Genomic DNA, 25,026 nt, shown 5'->3' on the forward strand with positions numbered 1-25,026 from the left:
TTCTGAAGTGGACCTTAATCCTCTACCAATACCCACTCACCTTTATCGATAAGCGGAATGGCTTGCTTGTACTTTAAGGTCTTATTTTCACCACTCATCACATGCTTGATCGTCACACGATCGTTACGACCAATTTTAGGACGGTCCCGAGTAATGGTCTCGGTTATCTGAGGCCGTGGCTGTGTATTTCCAGCAGCCCGGTTTTGGGCAGAACTTTCATCCAAATTAGGGATTTCGTCTTTCTGCTCGTTCAATTTTTGTTTGGAACGAACTTCACGGGCCTCCTGAATTTGTTGCTGGTTCTCCTGTGGTAATTCTCCTTTGAAAAGGAAGGAAATCACATCTTTATTCACCTTTTCGATCATCGCTTTGAAAAGCTCGAAAGCTTCAAATTTATAGATCAATAAAGGATCTTTCTGTTCGTGTACTGCCAACTGTACCGATTGCTTCAATTCGTCCATTTTACGCAAATGGGTTTTCCAAGCATCATCGATAATGGCCAGTGTGATGTTCTTTTCGAAATCCTGCACCAATTGCTTTCCTTCACTTTCGTAGGCAGCTTGCAGATCGGTAGCAACATTCAATGTTTTAACACCGTCGGTAAAAGGAACCAAAATTCTCTTGAACTTATCCCCTTGGGTTTCGTACACATTCTTAATTACTGGATAGGCCAAAGAAGCATTGCGCTCCATCTTACCTTGATAATGGTCGTAGGCTGCTTTGTAAATCTTACCGGCAATCTCTTGAACGCTTTCGTGTTTAAATTCACTTTCGGTAACTGGTGAACTCATGGAGAAGTAACGAATCAACTCGAATTCAAAGTTCTTGTAATCGTCTGCTCCTTTGTTGGTCTCTGCAATTACCTCGGCCGTATCGTAGATCATATTGGCGATATCCACGCGTAAGCGTTCTCCAAACAATGCGTGGTAACGTCTTTTGTATACCACCTCACGTTGGGAGTTCATTACATCATCATATTCCAGTAATCGTTTACGAATTCCGAAGTTGTTCTCTTCTACTTTTTTCTGGGCGCGTTCAATGGACTTGGAAATCATGGAATGCTGAATTACTTCGCCTTCCTTCAATCCCATACGGTCCATCATTTTGGCAATTCGTTCACTACCAAATAGACGCATTAGATTGTCTTCCAAAGACACATAAAATTGCGAACTTCCAGGATCTCCCTGTCGACCACTACGACCACGTAACTGTCGGTCTACACGACGTGAATCGTGACGCTCGGTACCAATAATGGCCAATCCACCGGCATCTTTTACCATGTCGGTCAATTTAATATCCGTACCACGACCCGCCATGTTGGTAGCAATGGTTACTACTCCGGCATCTCCTGCTTCGGCAACGATATCGGCCTCTTTCTTGTGAAGTTTCGCATTCAGTACATTGTGCGGAATGTTTCGAATGGCCAATGTACGGCTTAACAACTCACTAATTTCTACCGAAGTGGTACCGATCAATACCGGGCGACCTGCCTTAGACAGTTCGGCTACTTCTTCAATTACTGCGTTGTATTTTTCACGCTTGGTCTTGTATATTTTATCCTCTCGGTCATGTCTTGCGATGGGTCGGTTGGTAGGAATCTCGATCACATCCAATTTATAGATTTCCCAAAGCTCTCCAGCTTCAGTAACCGCGGTTCCTGTCATTCCCGACAATTTGCGGTACATACGGAAGTAATTCTGAAGGGTAATGGTTGCGAAGGTTTGGGTCATGGCCTCAATCTTCACATTTTCCTTGGCTTCGATCGCTTGGTGCAATCCGTCGCTATAACGACGTCCGTCCATTATACGACCGGTTTGCTCATCTACGATCATTACCTTGTTATCCATCACCACATACTGATCGTCCTTTTCGAAAAGGGTATAGGCCTTCAACAGCTGATTCATGGTGTGAATACGCTCACTTTTTACTCCGAAGTCACGGAATAACTCTTCCTTAAGCTCCGCTTCTTCTTCTGGAGTGAGCCCTTGGTCTTCAATCTTGGCGATTTCGGTTCCCATGTCGGGCATTACGAAGAAATCTGGATTATCGGCACCAGAAAGGTAGTTCACCCCTTTATCGGTCAATTCAATCTGATTGGTCTTCTCTTCAATCACAAAGTACAACTCCGCATCTACCTTCGGCATTTCGCGGTTGTTGTCTTGCATATAGAAGTTTTCGGTCTTCTGTAGGATTTGTTTCACCCCCTCTTCAGACAAAAACTTAATCAATGCCTTATTTTTCGGAAGTCCACGATACACGCGAAGCAATTGGAAACCTCCTTCTTTAGTGTCCCCATCCTTAATAAGCTTCTTTGCTTCGGAAAGGACTCCTGTTAAATATTTACGTTGTACGGATACGATATCCGAAATCTTTGGCTTCAATTCGTTGAATTCGTGCCGGTCTCCCTGTGGAACAGGTCCGGAAATAATCAATGGCGTACGTGCATCATCAATCAATACACTATCTACCTCATCCACAATAGCGTAGTGATGTGGTCGCTGTACCAAATCCTTGGTGGCATTGGCCATATTATCCCTTAGGTAATCGAAACCGAATTCATTGTTGGTTCCGTAGGTAATATCTGAGTTATATGCATTGCGACGCTCCTCGCTATTGGGGCGGTGATTGTCGATACAATCTACGCTCATTCCATGAAATTGGAAAATAGGCGCCATCCAGGCACTATCCCTTCGTGCTAGGTAGTCGTTTACGGTTACTACGTGTACTCCGTTTCCTGCTAAGGCATTCAGGTAAACCGGTAGGGTCGCTACCAAGGTTTTTCCTTCTCCCGTTTGCATCTCGGCTACTTTCCCTTGGTGAAGGGCCACACCACCTATGAGCTGTACATCGTAATGTACCATGTCCCAGGTCACTTCCTTTCCGGCTGCATCCCAAGAATTTTTCCAAATCGCTTTGTCTCCATCTAAGGTAACGTAGTCGTACGTTCCGGATAGTTCACGATCGTAAGGAGATGCGTTTACAGTAAGGGTTTCGTTGTCTTTAAATCGCTTTGCGGTTTCTTTAATAACGGCAAAAGCTTCTGGGAGGATTTCGTCTAGGGTTTTCTTTTCTACTTCGTAGCGATCATCTTTAAGATGGTCTATCTGGTTATAGATGTCTTCTTTCTTATCAATGTCCTCTTCATTCTCGGCCTGTTCGGTAAGGGCATCTATTTCTGCTTGGACTTCTTTTTGATCTTCTTTTATCCTGTTTCTGAAGTAATCACTTTTGGCTCGAAGCTCGTCGATGGATAGCGCAGCTATTTCGCTTTCATGCTTCTTTACTTGGTCTACATAGGGCTGAATTTCCCCAATATCTTTTTTCGATTTATCTCCTACAAATACTTTTAATACATTGTCTAAAAGTCCCATTTCTTAGTATAAATTGTTAGTTTGAAGCGTTGTAATCAACGCTGGGCACTATGCCTCACAAAAAAACTGTAAAAATTCAAGATAGGCAAGGCTTTTACGGTTTTTAATATGTTGTTTTTACGTATAAAAAAAGTCCCAATTGCTTGAGACTTTTTCAATGTTTTATGTCGGGGTCGCCATGGCGAAAAGCCCCTTAGGTTTGTTAATATTCATCTTCATTCCACAAATAATCTTCGTCTGTGGGATAATCCGGCCAGATTTCTTCAATAGAATCGTAAGAATCACCTTCGTCCTCAATCGCTTGAAGGTTTTCCACTACCTCTAGTGGGGCTCCGGTCCTGATAGCGTAATCTATCAATTCATCTTTTGTGGCCGGCCAGGGTGCATCACTTAAATAAGATGCTAATTCTAATGTCCAGTACATAACAGAATCAAGGTTTAATTTTTTGCAAAAATAATTTTTTAACTGAAAAAGTCAAGGAAAAACAAAATTATTTCAACTTAATTTTAAAGAACGTTTGCAATACTCTGCTTTTCAATAGATTGCATTTGAAGCCGAATTGGGCGTTACAACTTTTTAGGCACCCATTTTATCTCGTCGGCTTGCAAGTCATGGGACAATTTCCGTGCCAGCACAAAGAGGTAGTCAGAAAGTCGGTTTAGGTACTTTAAAACGTGTTCGTCTGTGGGTTCTTGTTCGTGTAACAAAGTAGCCAAACGCTCCGCACGGCGGCATACACAGCGTGCGATGTGACAATATGACACCGTAGTGTGCCCTCCGGGTAGTACAAAGTGTGTCATTGGAGGCAGATGATCGTTCATAGTGTCCATTTCGGTCTCTAACAGCGTAATGTCTTCGTCCTCAATTTTGGGAATATTGAGTCGTTCCTTACCGCTTTTTAATACCGCTTTTTCGGGATCGGTGGCCAAAATGGCTCCAACGGTAAACAACTTATCCTGAATATGTATTAAAATTTCCTTGGATCTCGGATCGATTTCCTGATCGCGAATGAGCCCGATGTGAGAATTGAGCTCGTCCACGGTTCCGTAGCTTTCGATCCTGATATGATGTTTGGGAACCCGGGTTCCGCCAAATAAAGCAGTGGTTCCTTTATCTCCTGTTTTGGTGTATACTTTCATGTAGGTAAAGGTACGCAACGCAATTCAATTGCACTAGGCTCGAAAGCAAACAAAAACCCATTCCGAAAGTGCAGGACACTAACGAAATGGGATAACCAACTAAACTAGTATTGAAAATCTAATTCGCCGCCGGAAAGGAGGGCGAAGGTGGATTGTTGTCCCAAAAAACCTGTACACTTACATTGGGCTTTTGGGTGATATTGCTGTTTACATTTGCTTCTACCGAAGGGTATAGGAAGGATCTAATGAAGGATCCAGGATTCGTTTCAATATTGAATTGTAATGCATGTGTTGGGTTTATACCACGAAATGGAAAACCTGTTCTTCTGTAGAAATTATATCCTAAATTTCCACTTCCGTAGTTTGCTATCAGCGTCTGGTTGCCAAGGATCTCCCATTTTCCGTTGGCATCTGCCGAAGAAAATTCATTCACAACTCTAGTAATGAAATTATTAATGGTACTGGCACTTGGAATTAATGCTGTATTAGCTTCTGGATCAACACTTGCAAAGCCCACTACTTTTTCGGTAGATTTCTGAAGGGCAGATCGTAATGCATTCGTGGCAGCACCCGTATTGTTTTGCGCTAGGGAAAATTCGGCACGCATAAGGTCGGTATAGGAAGCAAGCATGATGGGAAGGATTCCGGCACCACCGCCTCCAATTCCTTCGGAAACAGCTGCAAATTCATCGCCATCGAAACGGCCTGCATACGGATATACACCAGCGGCCGTTTTTTGTAATCCGTCTTGAGGAAGCCCTTCCGAGTTTCCATGGTCACGACCCCAGTATCCTTCGCCTACGCTGCAAAATATCATACCCGCAGAAAAATGAGGAGGAACTGGAACTACAGAACATGGTAAGCGCAATGTGTTTGGCGGACATCCATCGGTACCCGGGGTACAGTCTACTTGACGATAGAAATAGAATCTACGTCTAGGATCGTCATTCTGAAGCATGGTGTGCATCAGCCAATTAGAACGATATCCTATTACTCCATTAGAGGTATAGTTGCGGCTGTATTCTGGATGACGGGTGTCTGGATTGGAATCATTGCTTCCGTATTGGAATACAAAGTCGTCTGCTGAACTAGAGATAAAGCTTCCCGGACTATTGGCGATGGTCGCAAATTTACCCAGGGCACTTCCATCGACAAGACGGGTGGTAAGATAGGCCTGCATTTTAATGGTATTTGCTAGCTTCTTCCATTTGTTGAAATCGTTATTGTAGTAGAAATCATTCTCTAGATTGGTACCCGTAGCATTTAAATGATCTATGCTTTCGTCTAGAAGTGCAATGGCTCCTTCATAGACTTCGGTGCCCGGATCTGCAATTGGGGAGGTATATTCGCCCAAGTCGGCAATTTGGGAAAAAGGAACATCTCCAAAATGATCTACCAAGGTAATTAGGGTATAGGCTTTCAAGATTTTCATTACGCCTAAATGCTTGTTCTCCTCCTTTTCCTCGGCAATTTTTTGAGCTGCTGAAATGTCTGAAAACATATTCTGATAAGCCAAAAGCCATTCTCCATCTAAGATGGCAGGTTGAAAAGCATTGTTGTAATTTCTACCCGTCATGTATTCCACACGAGAGGCTTCGGCAGCATTGCTTCCCATTTGCCTCATGAAACTGGCAAAATCTAATTGAATCTGATTGGTGAAACGGTTAAGGTCTGCCTTGTCTAGGGTGATGTCATTGGGATCTTCCAATAACTCCAAATCCGAATTTTCACATGAGACAAGGGAAAATATGGCAATGATTGCCAGTAGCATTGGTTTTTTCATGTCATTGTATTTAATGGTTAGCGACTCCATATGATGCATTGATGGAGAAGTCTGTCCAAACCAAACATTTGGACAATTCGTTTTACGTTGAAACAAAATGACCTGAAAAACGATTGTTTTTAGTGAATTCCGACAGGAATTAACTTGGTAAAGTGTCTTGTTTTATGAAAGTTGGGGTTGCCCGGGAGTTGCTATTCCTGCTCCCGATTCTTCTTCTTTCGCTCGTAATAATTCTCGCGGAAGCTCCTTCTTCTTCGATCACGATTTTTTTGACTGTTCTTGCGGTTCCAGAAGTACAATAGCGCGACCAAGACCATGAGTCCGAGGACAACGAAAAAGGGATTGGAAAGTAAATCATCTAACATATTGCTAATATAGTGGGGGTGATTTCAAAATCCAAATGGGTTTAGCACGTTCTGGGTTGAGGTGTTTAACTGTTTAATTGTTGAATTGAAAGCTCCTGATTTTGGACACAGAGTGTTCTGCGCAGCAGAATGTATCGAGGTGTTGATAGGCAGATCAATAGATGACTCCTGGATACAACCCTATAAGTCACTCGGAGCCCGAAATAACTTGCTAACCAAGAATTGAGACTGCTAACTGAAAACTGACACTGCTAACTGAAAACTGGGACTGTCTACTGAAAACTAAAAACTACCTATTCCGTACATCACTCTCCACCATTCCGTCCATTAAACGGATGACCCTGTGCGCGTGAGCGGCAATGTCTTCCTCATGGGTAACCAATATGACGGTATTACCAGCCGCGTGAATTTCATCGAAAAGCTTCATGATTTCGATGGAGGTTTTAGAATCTAGGTTTCCCGTGGGTTCGTCGGCAAGGATAATGGAAGGCCGATTTACAAGAGCTCTTCCCACCGCGACTCTTTGGCGTTGTCCCCCAGAAAGCTGATTGGGTTTGTGATCCATACGGTCGGCCAAGCCCACATCGGTAAGTACTTCTTTTGCCCGTTCTATCCGAGCGTTTTTGGAAGCGCCTGCGTAAATCATAGGCAAGGCGACATTATCCAGAGCCGTAGTTCTTGGGAGTAAGTTGAAGGTTTGAAAAACAAAACCGATCTCCTTATTCCGGATCTCGGCCAATTCATCATCACTCATACTGCTTACATCCTGTCCGTTGAGCTCATACCTTCCCGAAGTAGGAGTATCCAAACATCCCAGTAGATTCATTAGAGTAGATTTTCCAGAACCGGACGGACCCATAAGGGCTACATATTCCCCTTTTTCAATATCAAGATCAATTCCTTTCAAGACTTTTACGGTCTCTTGCCCTAGCGGGAAATCCCTTTTTATATCTCGAATTTTGATGACAAGGCTCATACGCTTAAGGAGTAATGCGTTGGATTTCAGTATGACGTAAAGATACCACAGTTGTTACAAACGAAGGGTGAAATGTTGCTTGGGTTGTTCTTTACGGAAAAACACCATGCCCCACTGAAATGTGTCGATGCTTACAGTGACTTTTTCATGGTTTCTAATTATTTCCCAAGCCGCCGTCATATCGGGACTCCAATAAATATCGTCGAATACTAAAATGGAGTCGTTGTGGATGCGATTCAATAGTATGTCAAAATAATGCAACGTACTTTTTTTACTGTGGTTCCCGTCGATGTAGACCAAATCAAATTGCGATGTGCTCTCTTCAAAAAAAGCATCGAAATCCTTAGTGTATAACTGAATATTTTCAATCTTGAATTTTTTGAAATGGGCTTTAGCCACTTGAGCCGTATTGTGGCATCCCTCTACGGTGTTAATGTGAGAGTCCGCATTACCGGAAGCCAGGGCCACTGTTCCTAAGCCCACCGAAGTACCTAATTCCAGGACCTCTTTCGGTTGAAAGTACTTCGCTAAGCGGAAAAGGAGTTGTTGCCTTTTTCTAGTAATTCCTGCATTACGGGCTATTTTGGATACTTCCCGTTCATTTCCTTTGAAAACCCTGGATCCCGCTCCAAAGTCTTTAACTTCTATCCGATCCTTATTCTGTAACAAAGAAGACCTGTGTTGTTTTAGAAGTTCGTATTCGGCGTATTTCTTTCGGTCATAGAAACACTGGGTCGCCAATTGAAAAACAAAAGGGGAGTGGACACTGTGCTCATTTCTTGACCGCAGTAGGTATTTTATATACGATACGACGAGATACCACATAAGGTTTATTCCATTTTAGCCGAAAGCTCGAACCACCGTTCTGTCTTTTCTTCTATTTGATCTATGATCTCCTTAAGACGTTGGGATTGTTTGTTGATCTCATCCCCGTCCCAATTCTCAGTGGCAAACTTATTTTGCAGTTCTTCTTTCTGGGATTCTAATTTGGCAATGTCTTTCTCCAGTCTATTGTACTCCTTTTGCTCGTTATAGCTTAGCTTGGCCTTGCTATGATCGACTTTCCAATCTTTTTTGGGCTTCGAAGTCGTTTCTTCTTTTTCCTTTGGAGCGCTGTCTTCATAGACCCTGAAATCACTATAATTTCCAGGAAAGTCGGTGATGACACCTTCGCCCCTAAAAACAAATAGGTGATCCACAATCTTATCCATAAAGTAACGATCGTGGGAAACCACGATAAGACATCCTGGGAAGTCTAACAAGAAGCTTTCCAGTACGTTTAAGGTTACAATATCCAGATCGTTCGTAGGCTCATCCAGAATGAGAAAATTGGGATTTTTAATGAGGACAGTACATAAATACAGGCGTTTTCGTTCCCCACCGCTTAGTTTTTCGACAAAGTCGTATTGTTTCTTGCGATCGAAAAGGAAGCGTTCCAACAATTGCTGGGCAGAAATCTGCCTTCCTTTCTTTAAAGGGATATAATCACCGAACTCCCTTACCACATCGATCACTTTTTGGCCTTCTTTTAAGGGGATTCCTTGTTGGGTGTAATAGCCAAACTTTACCGTTTCCCCAATAACTACTTTACCCGTATCGGGCGTTAAACCTCCAGTAAGGATATTCAGGAATGTGGATTTTCCGGTACCATTTTTACCAATGATCCCTACGCGTTCCCCACGAAGGAAGTTATAATCGAATTTGTTGAAGAGTACTTTTTCGCCAAAAGACTTAGAAATGGAATGCAGTTCGACCACTTTGGTGCCCAAGCGCTCCATGTTTAATTCCAACTGAATTTCATGGTCCTTTCTTCGTTGGTGTGCCCTTGACTTTATTTCATGGAAGTCATCGATCCTAGATTTACTTTTGGTTGTTCTCGCCTTGGGTTGACGTCGCATCCAATCTAATTCCTTTTTGTACAATTGCTTTGCCTTGGCGGTTTCGGTTTCGAAATTTTCAATGCGGGCATCACGCTTTTCCAAGTAATAGCTATAGTTCCCTTTGTAACCGTAAAGGTTCCCTTCATCCAATTCTACAATTTCGTTACAAACCCGTTCCAAGAAGTAACGGTCGTGGGTAACCATAAACAAGGTGATGTTTTCCTTGGCAAAGAAAGTTTCGAGCCATTCGATCATTTCCAAGTCCAAATGGTTGGTAGGCTCGTCCATGATGAGCAAGTCGGGTTGCGCAAGTAACGCATTGGCCAATGCCAGTCGTTTTTTTTGCCCTCCACTAAGGTTGGCCACCTTTTGGGTGAGATCTTCTAACTTCAACTTGAAGAGTATCTGTTTGTAAGTCGTTTCGAAGTCCCAAGCTTGTGCGGCGTCCATAGCATCGAACGCTTTTTGGTACTGTTCGGCATTCTCTGGATTCTTCAATGCCTTTTCATAGTTGGCAATGATCTTTAAAATGGGTTTTTCGGAAGAAAATATGGTTTCCTCGACGTTCAGTTCGGGATTTAGGTTGGGTTCTTGCGAAATGAAAGCTACACTGAGATTTTTTCTATAAACTACCCTTCCCGCATCGGGACTTTCCTTTCCGGAGAGAATATTCAATAAGGAGGTTTTTCCAGTCCCATTTTTGGCCACAAAACCTATTTTTTGTCCTTGATTGATTCCAAAGGAAATATTTTGGAAAAGTACTCGTTCTCCATACGATTTTGCAATCTGTTCTACCGATAGGTAATTCATTTTTCAGCTTTGCTGCAAATTAACGGCATTTTGGATAGGAAAAGTAAAATATATTTCATTATTACTCAGGTTACGCTATATTTGTCGATTAACAACCCGATCTTGTGATGAAGTTCCAGTACATAGTTTATTTTCTATTGGTAGTGGTTTGTCTTTCTTCTTGTGTACCCCTTAAGCGCATTACTTACCTTCAGGAAAATGAACAGCAAAAGGATAGTCTGTTACCCGTAAGAAAAGCACAAGAACCCTATCGACTTCAAATAAATGACCTCTTAAGTGTGCGTGTAAAGGCGCTGGATGATGAATTGGCCAATATTTTCAACCCTATTGGCGAAACCAATCCAAATGCTTCTAATGAAGAGAGCCTTTATTACGAAGGTTTTAAGGTGGATGCCCGTGGTAATATTAGGGTGCCCTTGTTGGGTGAAATCCCAGTGATTGGACGAACTGTAGAGGAGGTTAGAAAGAGCATAGAGGAACGTTTGTTGAAGGATTATTTTAAGAAAGAGGCCAACCTATTTGTTACGGTCAAATTAGTGGGGATTCGATATACCATTAATGGTGAAATTGGGAGGCCAGGGTCCAATATTATTTATAGGGATCAGGCGACCATTATGGAGGCCATTGGAAATAGCGGTGATATTCCCATAGATGGTGATAAGACGGATGTCATAATTATTAGGCAATATCCGTTAGGACAAAAGGTACATCATATAGATCTTACTTCTATAGATGCGATGAATTCCCCATACTATTACATTCAACCCAACGACCAAATCATCGTTAACCCATTGCCACAAAAGACATTGGGTACGGGAACGACCGGACTGCAATCATTCACGGCTATTTTAAGCGTGGTGACTGCGCTTACTACAACGATATTATTATTCATAAGGCTATAACGTAAGGATACGACTGTGGAAGAGTTTGAGATTAAGGAAACGGAAACAACATTCGATTTTAAGGGTTTTCTCGTTAAGCTTATTAGCTATTGGCCTTTATTCCTTATTTCGCTGGCTATAGCGTTTGGTATCGCATATTATATCAATGTTAGAAAGCTACCGGTATATTCCATTGGTAATGTGATTTCTATCAAGGATGACCAAAACCCGTTTTTTACTACCAATACCAGCCTAACATTCAATTGGGGAGGTACTACCGATAAGGTGAATACGGCGCTTATCACGCTAAAATCGAGAACCCACAATGAAAAAGTGGTGGATCGGCTTCAGTTTTATCTAAATTATTGGATGGATGGCAAGTACAAGAAAATTGATGCCTATAAAATGGTGCCCTTTTCTGTAGTAATAGATACTTCTAAGCCACAAATTCTCAATAATCTCTTTACGGTACGTTTTAAGGACACCACTACATTTAATTTATCGGTAAATTTCGAACTAGAGGGAAGGAAACGGATGCAGTTTTATAATGAATCCAAAAAATTTACAAGGCGTTTTGTTCCTGCCCAGCAGTTTTCGCAAGATTTTAAGATTGGACAACCCATAGATTTGCCCTTCTTTAGTGGTACCATAGTTCGGGATCCCGCTTGGTCTTTAAAGATGGATCAACCCTATTATTTCAATTTCTTACACTTCAATGCTGCGGTAGGAAGAAACTTAGGAGTTGCCGTAGTTCCTGAATCCAATGGCTCTTCCATCCTAAAGATGCGCAAGGTAGGAACGAATAAGGCAAGGCTTGTAGATTATCTTAATATGTCTGTACGCACATTGAGCGATGATATGTTGGCACGTAAGAATCTTTTTGCTACCAAGACCATTCGATTTATAGATAGTAGTCTTAACGAAAAGTCCAAAGAACTACTGGATGTTGAAAATGAATTGAACGATTATAAGGATCGCAATGCCATTTTCGATTTGAATCAGGAAGGACGTGAAATCAACAACAAGCTCAATACTCTTGATGTTAGCAAGGAACGTGTAAATAGGGAGCTTAATTACTATGATGTTTTAGAGAATTATCTCATTACACGTACTAATTATAAGGATGTACCAGCGCCTTCGGTAGCAGGAATTTCGGAAAGCAGTATTAGTAATGGTGTAGCCCAGATTGTGAGTAAGGCCCAAGAGCGTAGCACCTTAGAATATTCTTACAAGGAAGGGGCACCTATTTTCGATGATATCGATCGGCAGATCGACGCTATAAAAAGGGTGCTTTTAGAAAACATTACCAGCAGTAAAGGACTAAAGAGTCAGGAACTCAACAGGATTAATACCGAGATAGCCAAATATGAGGCCGAAATCCGGAAATTGCCGAAAGAGCAACAGGAACTTATAAAGATTGAACGTAGATATCAATTAAGCCAGAACACCTATAATCTGTTCCTTTCCAAAAGGAGTGAAGCGAAGTTGGTTAAAGCAGCCAATGTGAGCGATGTTTTAGTGATCGACTCTGCCAAAGATACCGGTGGTGGAAGGGTAGGGCCCAATACCCAGCTTAACTATATAATGGCAGCGCTTTTTGGGTTTGTTATTCCCTTTCTGTTTGTGTTTGTTCGGGTATTCTTCGATACAAAAATCCATAGCGTAAAAGATATAGAGCGACTTTCTAAAATTCCAATTCTGGGAATTATCGGAAAGAGCCGATTGGACAATAACCTAGCGGTGATTAGTAAGCCCAAGTCGGCCATTGCGGAGGCTTTCCGTGCTTTGCGTTCCAGTCTTCAATTCATTTATAAGAAGCAAGGAATAGAGGGAGCCAAAACGGTACTGGTAACTTCTTCCATTAGTGGGGAAGGGAAGACTTTCTGTTCTATTAACATAGCTTCTGTATTCGCGTTGAGCGAAAAGAAAACTGTCTTGGTAGGATTGGATCTTCGGAAACCCAAAATATTTGGCGACTTCAATATCAATAATGAAATTGGGGTAGTAAATTACTTGATCGGCAATGCCGAAGTAGATGAAATCATCCAAAATACCAGCGTTAATTCGTTAGATGTTATCACGGCAGGGCCCATCCCTCCCAATCCGTCGGAGTTGCTTATGGGGGAACAAATGGAGGAATTGATAGAGCAGCTGAAAGTTCGTTACGATTATATTGTCCTGGATTCCCCGCCTTTGGGATTGGTATCCGACTCCCTTGAATTACTAAAGTTTGCGGATGCGACCATTTATATGGTACGTCAAAACTACACCAAGAAAGGGATGTTTGGTCTCATCAATGAAAAGTACAAGAACAAAGAGATTTCCAATATAAGTTTTGTCCTTAATTTCTTCGAAGGAAAGGCCAAATATGGATATGGCTACGGCTATGGTTACGGCTACGGTTATGGATATGGCTACGGTTATGGATATGGTCACGGATACCACGAAGAAGACAAGAAGCCCTCATTGTGGCATCGGATTTTGAAGGTTTTCAGAAGGAAATAAAAACGGCTCCATTGGGACCAATAGCATGCTTATATGCTCACTCCAACACAAAAAAGCGTAAAACGAATATTCGATCTATCTATTTCTATCATCGTACTTCCGTTTGTGATATTTCCTTTAATTTTGCTGCTCCTAATTGCTTGGTTATCCACAGGTAAAAATGGCCTCTTTGTGCAGGTACGGATAGGAATGCATGGAAAAGCATTTAAATTGCTTAAAATAAGATCTTTAAAAGGAGAAAGGCATGCCGATATTTTGGAGATGAAGGAGCACGAAACGAAGTTTGGAACATGGTTGAGACGAAGCAAATTGGACGAACTACCCCAGCTGTTCAACATTATAAAAGGTGAAATGAGTTGGGTGGGGCCGAGACCCGATATTCCGGGTTATGCAGATGAATTGAAAGGAGAAGACAGAATCGTACTTTCGGTGCGCCCTGGACTTACCGGACCAGCGACCATAAAGTACCGAAATGAAGATGCACTTCTCTTGAAACAACAGGATCCAAAGACCTATAACGATGAGGTCATTTGGCCCGATAAAGTGAACATAAATAAAGAATACATAAAACAATGGAGTTTGAGGAAGGACATTAATTATATATGGGCTTCCATTACAAAAAGATAGCATGAAAGAACAACCGACTATTGCCATTATTGGATTAGGGTATGTAGGCCTGCCCCTGGCCGTTGCCTTTGCGGAGAAATATAAAATTATTGGGTTCGATATTAATACAGAACGCATTGCAGAACTAAGCCAAGCCCAAGACCATACACTCGAGATCTCAACACCTCAATTGGAAAAAGTGTTGAAAGTAGAAGAAGATAAGGGACTTATTGTCACTGCCAATCCTGAAGAATTAAAGGAAGCTTCTGTTTTCATAGTTACGGTACCAACACCTACCAATAAACATAACCAACCGGTTTTAATTCCCTTGGAGAAAGCGAGTGAAACGGTAGGGAAAGTGTTGAAGAAAGGAGACATCGTGGTATATGAATCTACAGTATATCCAGGTGTTACGGAAGACGTCTGTGTGCCGATTTTGGAGAAAGTATCTGGACTTACATTCAATACCGATTTTTACGCAGGATATTCTCCTGAAAGAATCAATCCAGGCGATAAGGAGCATACCGTAACGAAGATTTTGAAGGTTACATCGGGTTCTACTCCCGAAGTAGCTAAATACATTGATGATCTATATGCTTCGGTAATTACAGCAGGAACGCACTTGGCACCTTCCATAAAGGTAGCCGAAGCAGCCAAAGTGATCGAAAACTCACAACGGGACATCAATATTGCCTTTGTAAATGAATTGTCGAAGATTTTCAGATTGCTGGATATAGATACCCAAGATGTACTGGAAGCAGCGGGAACCAAGTGGAATTTCTTAAAATTCACACCCGGATTGGTAGGAGGGCACTGTATTGGGGTAGATCCTTATTACTTGGCTCAAAAGGCCATGGAAGAGGGGTACAATCCGGAGATCATCCTTGCAGGGAGGCGCATGAACGACGGAATGGGAAATTATGTGGCCCATGAAGTGGTTAAACTTATGATTCAGAAAGAATGTAAGGTAAAGCACGGGAAAGTGCTTATGCTGGGAATTACTTTTAAAGAAAACTGTCCCGATATAAGAAACAGTAAGGTCATCGATGTGATTTCCGAATTGGAAAAATACAATCTGTCTGTAGACATCTACGATCCATGGGCAAATGCTGAGGAAGTAAAGCATGAGTTTGGAAAGAATTTGATAGCGGATTCTGGAAATCTGCAAGAAGATTACGATGCTATCGTTTTGGCAGTGTCCCATGCAGAATTCAAGAATTTGGATTTACATCGTCACCGAAGCGAAACCTCTGTGATATTCGACGTAAAATCATTTTTAGATAAAAGCATAATCGACGGAAGACTCTAATGTATACGACCCCTTATCATACTGAAGATTTATCACAATACTCCTTTTTAATTACGGGAGGAGCCGGTTTTATTGGTTCCAATATTGTGCAGTACTTATTACAATACGGCGCTAAAAAAGTACGGGTATTAGATAATCTTTCCACAGGATTTAAAACCAACTTGGCAGAATTCCAATCCCATTCTTCTTTTGAGTTCATGGAAGGAGATATTCGCGATCTGGAAGTTTGTAAAAAAGCCATGGATGGAATGGACTTTGTCTCCCATCAAGCCGCCCTGGGATCGGTACCGAGATCGATTAATGATCCGGTAACTTCCAACGGTGTAAATGTGTCGGGTTTTTTGAATATGCTGGTAGCTCAGAATGATAGCCCTACGGTAAAGCGTATGGTATATGCAGCTTCTAGTTCTACGTATGGGGATAGCAAGACACTACCCAAAGTAGAGGAAAATATTGGAAAACCATTATCACCGTATGCGGTGACCAAATTGGTGAATGAATTATATGCCGATGTCTTTCATAAGACCTACGGAACGCCAACCATTGGGCTGCGTTATTTCAATGTATTTGGACCTAAGCAAAGCCCAAAGGGAGCCTATGCTGCAGTAATCCCGTTGTTTATGCAAGCTGCCAAAGACAACGCTGCGCCTACCATTAACGGGGATGGTGAGCAGACGCGTGATTTCACCTTTGTGGAAAACGCCGTACAAGCAAACATAAGAGCCTTCTTCGCTCCAGATGAAGCCAACAACGAAGTATTCAACATTGCATTTGGAGAGCGTATTAGCTTAAATACATTGTGGAAGGATTTAAAAGCAGTTTCACAAAAAGATATTACGGCCATTTATGGCCCGCCAAGAAAAGGAGATGTAAAGGATTCATTGGCAGATATATCCAAAGCAAAACGATTGATGGGATACGATCCCTTATTTTCGGTAAGCGATGGACTAAAAATAACCTGGAATGTATTTAACGAATCATGAGTGATCGGAATGAATCATGGTTGTTCGAAATCTCTTCCAAAAGGAAATGGATAGACCTTAACTTCAAAGAAATTTGGCGTTATCGTGATTTATTGGTCCTTTTTGTGAAGCGGGATATCGTTACCGTTTATAAACAAACGGTGCTGGGGCCGCTATGGTTTTTTATCCAACCGCTCTTTACTTCCGTCATATTCACACTTATTTTTAATAAAGTAGCCTCTATTGAAACAGGAATCATTCCTGCATTTTTGTTCAATTTATCGGGTATTACCGCTTGGAATTATTTCAAGGTATGTCTCAACGGAACAGCGGCTACCTTTAAAGCTAATAAAGGTATTTTTGGGAAAGTCTACTTTCCGCGATTTATCGTTCCCCTTTCCAAAGTGATTTCCAACTTGGTGAAGTTCGGAATTCAAATGCTTATTCTAGCGGGGTTTTATTTGTATTATTTCTACACCCTGGATGAGATGGCCACCCCGGATTGGAATTTACTTTTGGTGCCCGCGTACGTTATTATCATGGCTATTTATGGCTTGGGATTGGGAATGATTGTCTCCACCATGACGACCAAATATAGGGATGTATCCATATTGCTGGGATTCGCAATGCAGTTATTAATGTACCTTTCTGCAGTGCCGTATCCCATAAAGGCACTAAAGGAAAAGGTGCCAGAGTTCGCTTGGGTAGTAGATTACAATCCGTTAGCCCATATTGTAGAAGGATTCCGTTATGCCCTTTTCTCAACAGATAATCTACAGTTCAATTGGACTATTTTTGGAGGGATTGTCGCATTGGGAATCGTTTTGTTCCTTTTGGGATTGGTGCTTTTTAATAGAACCGAAAAAACATTCATAGACACCGTATAATGAGTAAAGTAATCCTTAAGGCCGAAAACATTAGCAAACAATACCGTTTGGGGCTTGTTGGGTTGGGTACGATACGTCATGACCTGAATCGATTTTGGCATCAAATTCGGGGGAAAGAAGATCCCTATCTTACCATTGGCGCAGTAAATGACCGCAGTGCTAAGGCCTCCCAAGATTATGTTTGGGCTTTACGGGACATTAATTTTGAAGTAAAACAAGGAGAAATTCTTGGAATCATAGGTAAGAATGGAGCAGGGAAATCTACACTTTTAAAGCTATTATCTAGGGTGACGACACCTACAACAGGAGTCATAAAAAGTAGAGGCCGTATCGCCTCCCTATTGGAAGTAGGTACAGGATTCCATCCCGAATTAACCGGTAGGGAAAATATTTACCTCAATGGTGCCATTTTGGGAATGACCCGTGCCGAAATACGAAAAAAGATTGATGAGATTATTGATTTTTCGGGTTGTGAAATGTATATAGATACACCGACGAAGAGATATAGCAGTGGAATGACGGTACGATTGGGCTTTGCCGTGGCTGCGCATCTGGAACCAGACATTCTCGTAGTGGATGAGGTATTGGCTGTGGGAGATGCGGAGTTTCAGAAAAAGGCCATAGGAAAGATGCAGGATATTTCGACTGGAGAGGGAAGAACTGTGCTGTTTGTTAGTCATAATATGGGAAGTGTTCAAAGTTTATGCTCCAGGGGAATCTTCTTGGAAAATGGAAGTATTGCCTACGAAGGAGACATTGAGGATGTTGTAGGAAAGTACCTTTCTATGGGGAAAAAGAATATCCATCAAAGCTTGGCCGAACGAACCGACAGAAAAGGAGGCGAATTATTTCGCTTTACCGGCTGTACAGTTTTAGATGATAAAGGGGCTCAAGTAAAAGATCTAATTTCGGGAAATAGCTATACATTCAAGTTGGCTTTTCAATGCGAAAAGAAAACGCCAGGATTGCGCTTCCGGGTGGCGATATATGATACCAAAGGAATTATACGGGTGATTTGTAACAATGAGTTTTCATCGCATCTATTAGATGTAAAGGACGGCACGTCCGAACATATTTACTGTACCATTCCTAAATTTCCCTTGCCTAACGGAACCTATAATATTCGGTTGAGCTGCGCTAATAGTTCTGGTTTGATCGATGATATAGAAATGGCGATGGAGTTCGATGTGGTAGGAAGTAACTTTTATGGCACTGGGAAACAACAGAAATCACCCGAAGGTGTCCTTGTGCAGCATTCCATTGAAGTGCGATAGATTGCAGGGAATGCGATGAGGATTTTATATTCAATAATAGAAGAACAAAAGAAACTATAGATTGTGTAAATGAAAGCATGTGTGGTAGGTTGCGAACGATCCGGTACAACGATCATTAGTCATCTAGTTTCGAAGGGAACAGGATGGAGCTGGTTAAATGACCCAGAAGATTCATGGTATATCTATCCGTTGGTGCGTTTGGTGGGTGTTAAGGGATTTACCCTAAGCTTGATCTATAGGATATGGAAACACGATCTAGTTAAGGTGCCTGGTTTTGCTGCTATCCTTCCAGAATTGCGGAAAGTCACCTTGGGATCATACAAAGTGGTATATGTGGTGCGTGACCCGCGGGATACGGTTGCAGCGATAAAGGAACGACTGGATGCTAATCTTAATGGTCTGTATCTGAATATTGGTTTTCTTAAGAAAAAAGGAGGAAGTGTAGCGGAAAACATCGCCTACCGATGGAGTTCCTATTTGGACACGGCACTGGCATACGAAAAGAAATATCCCAAGGAAATATTCTTTCTTAAGTATGAAGACTTCCTTTCGGATAAAAAGAAAGTGTTAGGAGAGTTGGAGGAATTTCTTAAGGTGAGAATTGACTATGCGAAGATTGAAAATGACTTGGATAAACAAATCAATAAGTCGTGGTCCAAAAATATTAAAGGGGCCCAGCGCTATAAGCAAGATCTAACCGAAGAGGAAATAGGGATTGTTGAAGGGATTGCGCATTTGGGAATTAAAAAGTTCGATTATTAAAATGAAAGAATCCTTAGATTTTTACGATAAGTTCGATAGTAAGCTCATAAACGACTATACCAAAGGGAATAGACGAATACAATCGGCCATTGTAAACCTAGCAAAATACATCCCAGAAGGTTCTAAAAGGGTATTGGATATAGGATGCGGTTTGGGTTGGAGTAGCTATGAATTTTCGAAACATTTTGATAAAGCTCAAGTAACGGGAATCGATTTGAGCCCTGTTTTAGTGGAAACAGCCTCCAAGCTCTTTCAAAATAAAAACCTGAACTATTCGGTTTTCGATGTCACCCAAAGTTTGCCAGAAGGGGACAAGTACGATGCCATCATCATGATCGATGTGTACGAACATATTCCGGTGGCTAATAGAAGCGATTTTCATAACGGACTTAAAAACCTACTCGCGGAACAAGGAAGGCTTATTTTGGCCTGTCCCTCCAAATACCATCAAGACTATTTAAGGAAACACAAGCCGGAAGGCTTACAGCCTGTAGACGAAGATGTAGATTTCACCACCATAAGTGATGTAGCAAAGGATCTAGATGGGGAAGTGGTGTTCTACGAATACCAGAAAATTTGGGATACCTTCGATTATCTCTATGCGGTTATTGAAAGAACCCCAATCTACTCATCCGATTATGGAATAGCATCGAAAAACCCATTAACCCTCGAACCCAAAGCTTCCCGCTACGAAAGGGTAAAAAGTAAATTGGGTTTGGAAATTGAAATACCACAACCCCAAACTACACTGAAGACACCACAAACGAGCAAAGGAAAAACCTCTATCTTAGCAAAAATCATGAGGCGATTGCGATCCTAAAGGTGTTTACATGAACATTGCCCTTTTTTCACCCAACCAGAAAGCGTATTCTGAAACGTTTATACAGGCTCATAAAAATGGGCTTAAGGGAAAAGTATTTTATTATTATGGTGCTGGGCAAAACATCCGACTTGAAAATACTAGTCGGAAAAGCACTGCCAACTTGGTGCAAAAAGTATGGGGAAGAATTTCCGGAAAACCAACGTTTAATGTTCAGGATTGGCTACAAAATTCATTAGCCGAAAACAATATCGATGTTGCCTTGGTAGAATATGGGAATCATGCCCATCATCTACTCCCCGTTTTCCAAGATAATGACATTCCGTTAGTAGTCCATTTTCACGGGTATGATGCGGTACGAAAAGATATTGTAAAGGGATGCGATAATTACCGTGAGGTTTTTAAACGAGCCAACAAAGTGATTGCGGTTTCGAAAAAGATGCAGAAATCCTTGGAGCAAATGGGTTGTGCTAAAGATAAGTTGGTGCATACGGCCTGTGGTGCTAATCCTGCATTCAAAGAAATTTCTCCCAATTTTTCGAAGAAACAACTATTAAGCGTAGGAAGGTTTGTAGACAAAAAGGCTCCGTATTATACCCTATTGGCGTTCTCTAAAGTAGTGCAGTCGCACCCCGAAGCGAAACTCACAATGGCAGGAACAGGTCCATTATGGGATACCTGTGTTAATTTGTCTAAGCATTTAGGTTTGGAGAGCCGAGTAACGTTCCTAGGAGTGGTAACACCAGAAACCATTCAGGAACTTTTAAGAGAAACGCAGGTTTTCGTGCAACATTCCATAACCACCTCCAATGGAGATCAAGAAGGAACTCCTGTTGGGGTCATGGAAGCCAGTTTGGCTGGGGTTCCGGTAGTAGCGACCCGACATGCAGGCATACCCGATGTGATTTTGGATGGGGAAACAGGCTATTTGGTACAAGAGCATGATGTTGATTTAATGGCACAACGAATAGGTGCTTTGTTGGGAGATGTATCCCTTTCCAAAAAAATGGGAGATGCAGGTAAAAAGTTAGCTAGCGAAAATTTCACCTTAGACCATCATCTCGATGCGGTAAATAAGACCTTAAAAGAAGCTGTCGCTTGAGTTCTAGAAAGATCACGATTATCATCCCAACCTTTAACCGATCCCAAACGATCGAACGGACCCTACAATCGGTGGTGAATCAGACTCATACCGATTGGGAATGTTTGGTGATTGATGATGGCAGTACCGATCATACAAAGGAAGTTGTAAAAACATGGTCGGCCAAAGACGAGCGCATTCAATGTTTGGAAAGGCCCAATAATAGGAAGAAAGGAGCCAACGCCTGCCGAAACGTGGGGATTGAGAAGAGTAGTGGCGCATATCTTATGTTTCTTGATAGTGACGATACCATTGCCAATACCTGTTTCGAAAATCGATTAAAATACTTCTCAGAAAATAATAAGGCCGATGCTCTGATCTTTTCTACCCAAGAAAAAAAGGGAGATACGCTAGGAGATATTGTAAATAGAGATCCAGAAAATCCGACGAGCCGCGCCTATTTGGAAATGTTTCTTTCTTATGAAATTCCGTGGCAGATCTCCAGTCCCATATGGAAAAAGGAGGCATTCACCAAAGGAGGCAAGTTCGATGAAAACCTGATGCGTTTTCAAGACGTGGATTTTCATACCCATATGTTACTCTCAGGTTGTGAGGTAAAGCGCATCGAGGAAGCCGATTTTTTTTATCACACAGACGACGCACATGATAAGTTCCATGACGAGACGTTTATTGCCAAAGCTATGGAAGCCGTTCGTTATTATTTGAAAAAATACGATCGTTCTAAATTAGAAGGTACCCTTTCTGCCCAAGAACGGAGGTCCTTTCTTCGGAAGATGTTTTTAAGGGCTTTGCGACGCTTCGTACATGATAGAAACCGACCAAAACTATACAAGGAGTTTACCCGCTTGGCTTGGAACACTCGCATTTTCAGTAGGAAGGAATGTTGGTATCTGTCATTGTTACGAAGAATGGACAAACATCAACTTCAGGATAAGCCCGGTTTTGGATTTTATCGATTGAATAAGTTTTTGCTTTCACGTATATTTCCTTCCAATTGATTATGGAACAAAAGACCAACGTTTTAATTTGGGTACATGATTTTCCGGCCATTTCGGAAACCTTCATCCGTAATCATATCGTCGGACTTTTAGACAAAGGGTGTAGTGTGCACATTTACACTAAGCACAAGCATCCCAATCAGATAGATGCCTTGAAGGGATTCGAAGCCTACGATTTGTACGGAAAATGCATTTCCAATCACGATCTTTTAAAACGAAACAAGGCCAAGCGTTTCTTAAAAACCTTGGGACTGCTTTTTTCAAAATTAGGGAGCAAGAAGTTCTTTTGGTTGCTAAAATCCCTTAACTTCTTTAGATACGGAAGTAAATCCCTAAACCTTCAGAATTTTTATCTACTTCAATTCATCCTCAAATCTAAGATTGATGTGGTGCATGCGCATTACGGATTTATGGGCAATGATGCTGTTTTCTTAAAGGAGGTAGGGGTTCCCATACGCTTGTTTACCACATTTCACGGGGTGGATATTCGGGAAGGACTACAAACAAAAGGTATCTACAAAAAACTTTTTGCCAAGGCAGATGGAATCATTTCCATTTCCAAATACAATACCGATTCGCTATTGCAAATGGGAGCCAATGAAAATACGCTTGTGTCCCTACCCAATGGAATTGATACGGATTTCTTCCCTATGAAACCATCTGGGGAACGGGATGGAATCCACATTTTGAGTGTGGGGAGGTTCATGAACGTAAAAGGATACGATCTGGCCATAATTGCATTTAAGAGGGTATGTGAGCGATTTGATAAGGAAACAATTACCCTGCATTTGATAGGGGACGGTCCCTTTCGAAATTCACTAACCGAAATGGTGAAAGAGTTAGGGCTCGAAGATCAAGTAATTTTTCACGGCTGGCAAACCAGTGAGGCTATAAAAGAGCACTATCAAAACGCCGATTTTTATGTGCTCCCAAGCAGAGGAGAGGCCTTGCCCACAGTACTGTTGGAAGCACAAAGTTGTGGTTTACCCATCGTAGCTACCGATGTAGGCTCGGTGCGTGAAATGCTGCCTGAGAAAAATATCGTAGTTCCCTCAGAAAGTGTCGATGCGCTGGCCCAAGGAATGCTGGATATGCTACAAAGAAAGGATGAATGGCAGGAAATGGGGACCATGAATAGAAATCATGTGGTAGCCCATTACGATGCTTCTTCCATTCTGGAAAAACTCGTCAGCCTGTATCATAGACCCAGCAAGAAATCCAAACACAAGCGTGGATCTTCCATAACTGAAAATCCAGTGATCAATATCCTCACACGCACGTCCAATCGTCCCAATGGATTTAAGATATGTCGAGAGTCTATAGAAAATCAAACGTATACGAATATCCGTCATATCGTTTCCTATGACGACAGTGTCGATCTGGAGTACCTTAGGGAGTATGCGAACATCGATTTAGTTAAAGTACAGCCCATTACCGACCCTCCACAGAATGCGGGGGAAAGAGGCAAATTCAAATTTGCTCCCTATAATTTGTATTGTAATGAACTCATGGAATATGTTCGTGAAGGATGGATCATTTTTTTGGACGATGACGATCGATTTATCGATGAACATGCCGTGCAGCATATTGTAAATCAGATTAACGAAGCTTCGAAGAATACTTTGCTTCTCTGGCAAATGCGCTATCCTGATGGTGCACTAATTCCGTCCAATGACCTTATGGACGCGGAACAAATTAAACTTGCCAATATTGGAGCGCCCTGCTTCACCTTTCATTCCAAGCATAAAGATAAGGCCCGGTGGGACTGCTGGAAAGCGGGCGATTTTTTCTTTTTGAAGCAACTTTTTCAGAAAATAAAAAAGAAAAAGTGGATCAAGGAGCCTTACATTCAGCTGAACAACACGGGTAACTTCGGACAACGGGAAGATATTTCAATAGAATAACTACCCTCCGTACTCGAAATTGAAAAAATCGATTTCTTCTTTGAACAAGCTACGCACCAAATCTTTGGTTTTATCGTCATAGAACTCAGTGTAGTGGGCATTATTGCTAATAAGCAGTCTGGGAAGTTCACTGTCTTCCAATCCGATGCGATCGCAAACCGTATTGAAATCTTCCTGTAGATTTTCGAACCTACCAATAAAGTCCATTGCTATCTTACCTTCCCGGTTCTTCAGGAAATGCAATTGGGAGAAGGTTTCCGGTTTTATTTTTTCGGTTAAGAAATCATACATGGAATAATTGGGATGTGTAATTCCATAACTTTCTCGGTGCAATTCATCCCGCATTACATTGGCATACCATGAGTAGAGTCTTCCCCAAGTATTTCGAACAAAAGAAAATTTATAAAAGCTATCGTATTCCTTGCGGGTAAGTTTGGGGGAAACGTATAGGGAAAGGTTTTTCTGGGCCAGTTGTGGTTTTCCTTTTTTTATCGAGTACAGGAACTTTCGGAAATAGAATCCACGATCGGTGAGTTCTTCAATTTCAGCCAAACTTCTATGATCTTGCACATCACGCATTAATGTATCGAAATGCCCCAGTTTTTTTTCAATACTGGTGCCTCCCGTTTTGTGAATGTGAATGAAAATGAATTTGCGTTCCTTGGATATCATGTGCGGACAAAGGTACTAT

21 protein-coding genes are annotated in these 25,026 nt (G+C 41.7%); 12 read left to right on the forward strand and 9 right to left on the reverse strand.

From position 1 onward, the window contains the following. Positions 1-14: 14 nt before the first annotated feature. The 8 genes from secA to POV27_RS19610 all read right to left on the reverse strand — a co-directional run bounded on the left by secA (position 15) and on the right by POV27_RS19610 (position 10,325). Entirely contained in the window at positions 15-3,371 is a 3,357-nt protein-coding gene (gene secA, locus POV27_RS19575; RefSeq protein ID WP_272864491.1) for a preprotein translocase subunit SecA, read from the reverse strand. Between the two features lie 202 nt (positions 3,372-3,573). After that, positions 3,574-3,795: a DUF2795 domain-containing protein gene (locus POV27_RS19580; protein ID WP_008272287.1), complete on the reverse strand. Its 222-nt coding sequence runs from the start codon at positions 3,793-3,795 to the stop codon at positions 3,574-3,576. A 143-nt stretch (positions 3,796-3,938) separates the two neighbouring features. Next, complete coding sequence (locus POV27_RS19585) at positions 3,939-4,511, reverse strand: cob(I)yrinic acid a,c-diamide adenosyltransferase (protein WP_272864492.1); 573 nt, start codon at positions 4,509-4,511, stop codon at positions 3,939-3,941. A gap of 118 nt (positions 4,512-4,629) precedes the next feature. Then, a complete protein-coding gene (locus POV27_RS19590; RefSeq protein ID WP_272864493.1) occupies positions 4,630-6,294 on the reverse strand; it encodes a SusD/RagB family nutrient-binding outer membrane lipoprotein in 1,665 nt (554 codons plus the stop codon). 191 nt (positions 6,295-6,485) lie between these two features. Further along, positions 6,486-6,659, reverse strand: coding sequence for an LPXTG cell wall anchor domain-containing protein (locus tag POV27_RS19595; protein ID WP_272864494.1), 174 nt, complete (start codon positions 6,657-6,659; stop codon positions 6,486-6,488). A 289-nt stretch (positions 6,660-6,948) separates the two neighbouring features. After that, on the reverse strand, positions 6,949-7,635 hold the full coding sequence (locus POV27_RS19600; protein ID WP_272864495.1) for an ABC transporter ATP-binding protein: 687 nt from the start codon (positions 7,633-7,635) through the stop codon (positions 6,949-6,951). 54 nt (positions 7,636-7,689) lie between these two features. Beyond that, complete coding sequence (locus POV27_RS19605) at positions 7,690-8,460, reverse strand: O-methyltransferase (RefSeq protein ID WP_272864496.1); 771 nt, start codon at positions 8,458-8,460, stop codon at positions 7,690-7,692. 5 nt (positions 8,461-8,465) lie between these two features. Further along, positions 8,466-10,325, reverse strand: coding sequence for an ABC-F family ATP-binding cassette domain-containing protein (locus POV27_RS19610; RefSeq protein WP_272864497.1), 1,860 nt, complete (start codon positions 10,323-10,325; stop codon positions 8,466-8,468). A 107-nt stretch (positions 10,326-10,432) separates the two neighbouring features. On the opposite strand from POV27_RS19610, the gene POV27_RS19615 reads away from it, so the two are divergent. From POV27_RS19615 to POV27_RS19670, 12 genes are all read left to right on the forward strand, one after another. Then, positions 10,433-11,227 carry a polysaccharide biosynthesis/export family protein gene (locus POV27_RS19615; protein ID WP_272864498.1) on the forward strand — a complete coding sequence of 265 codons (795 nt, stop codon included), beginning with the start codon at positions 10,433-10,435 and terminating at the stop codon, positions 11,225-11,227. Between the two features lie 15 nt (positions 11,228-11,242). Continuing rightward, a complete protein-coding gene (locus POV27_RS19620; RefSeq protein WP_272864499.1) occupies positions 11,243-13,711 on the forward strand; it encodes a polysaccharide biosynthesis tyrosine autokinase in 2,469 nt (822 codons plus the stop codon). A gap of 33 nt (positions 13,712-13,744) precedes the next feature. Further along, complete coding sequence (locus POV27_RS19625; protein ID WP_272864500.1) at positions 13,745-14,338, forward strand: sugar transferase; 594 nt, start codon at positions 13,745-13,747, stop codon at positions 14,336-14,338. 1 nt (position 14,339) lies between these two features. Continuing rightward, positions 14,340-15,626, forward strand: a complete 1,287-nt coding sequence (locus POV27_RS19630) for a nucleotide sugar dehydrogenase (protein ID WP_272864501.1) — start codon at positions 14,340-14,342, stop codon at positions 15,624-15,626. Next, positions 15,626-16,609, forward strand: coding sequence for an SDR family oxidoreductase (locus POV27_RS19635; protein WP_272864502.1), 984 nt, complete (start codon positions 15,626-15,628; stop codon positions 16,607-16,609). Before POV27_RS19630 ends, POV27_RS19635 begins: the two co-directional genes overlap by 1 nt. After that, on the forward strand, positions 16,606-17,475 hold the full coding sequence (locus POV27_RS19640; RefSeq protein WP_272864503.1) for an ABC transporter permease: 870 nt from the start codon (positions 16,606-16,608) through the stop codon (positions 17,473-17,475). The genes POV27_RS19635 and POV27_RS19640 overlap by 4 nt, the downstream gene beginning before the upstream one ends. Beyond that, complete coding sequence (locus POV27_RS19645) at positions 17,475-18,749, forward strand: ABC transporter ATP-binding protein (protein WP_272864504.1); 1,275 nt, start codon at positions 17,475-17,477, stop codon at positions 18,747-18,749. Before POV27_RS19640 ends, POV27_RS19645 begins: the two co-directional genes overlap by 1 nt. 69 nt (positions 18,750-18,818) lie before the next feature. Further along, positions 18,819-19,511 carry a sulfotransferase family protein gene (locus POV27_RS19650; RefSeq protein ID WP_272864505.1) on the forward strand — a complete coding sequence of 231 codons (693 nt, stop codon included), beginning with the start codon at positions 18,819-18,821 and terminating at the stop codon, positions 19,509-19,511. A 1-nt stretch (position 19,512) separates the two neighbouring features. Next, positions 19,513-20,331 (forward strand): class I SAM-dependent methyltransferase, encoded by an 819-nt coding sequence (locus tag POV27_RS19655; protein WP_272864506.1) that lies wholly within the window; start codon positions 19,513-19,515, stop codon positions 20,329-20,331. Positions 20,332-20,341: 10 nt separating this feature from the next. Next, positions 20,342-21,433, forward strand: a complete 1,092-nt coding sequence (locus tag POV27_RS19660) for a glycosyltransferase (RefSeq protein WP_272864507.1) — start codon at positions 20,342-20,344, stop codon at positions 21,431-21,433. Continuing rightward, on the forward strand, positions 21,430-22,431 hold the full coding sequence (locus tag POV27_RS19665; protein WP_272864508.1) for a glycosyltransferase family 2 protein: 1,002 nt from the start codon (positions 21,430-21,432) through the stop codon (positions 22,429-22,431). The genes POV27_RS19660 and POV27_RS19665 overlap by 4 nt, the downstream gene beginning before the upstream one ends. 2 nt (positions 22,432-22,433) lie before the next feature. Next, positions 22,434-24,335 carry a glycosyltransferase gene (locus POV27_RS19670; protein ID WP_272864509.1) on the forward strand — a complete coding sequence of 634 codons (1,902 nt, stop codon included), beginning with the start codon at positions 22,434-22,436 and terminating at the stop codon, positions 24,333-24,335. Here POV27_RS19670 and POV27_RS19675 read toward each other — a convergent pair whose 3' ends face one another. Then, entirely contained in the window at positions 24,336-25,007 is a 672-nt protein-coding gene (locus tag POV27_RS19675; RefSeq protein ID WP_272864510.1) for a sulfotransferase family 2 domain-containing protein, read from the reverse strand. Positions 25,008-25,026: the final 19 nt, after the last annotated feature.

Source organism: Aureisphaera galaxeae, assembly GCF_028561275.1.
In the GTDB taxonomy this organism is placed as follows: domain Bacteria; phylum Bacteroidota; class Bacteroidia; order Flavobacteriales; family Flavobacteriaceae; genus Aureisphaera; species Aureisphaera galaxeae.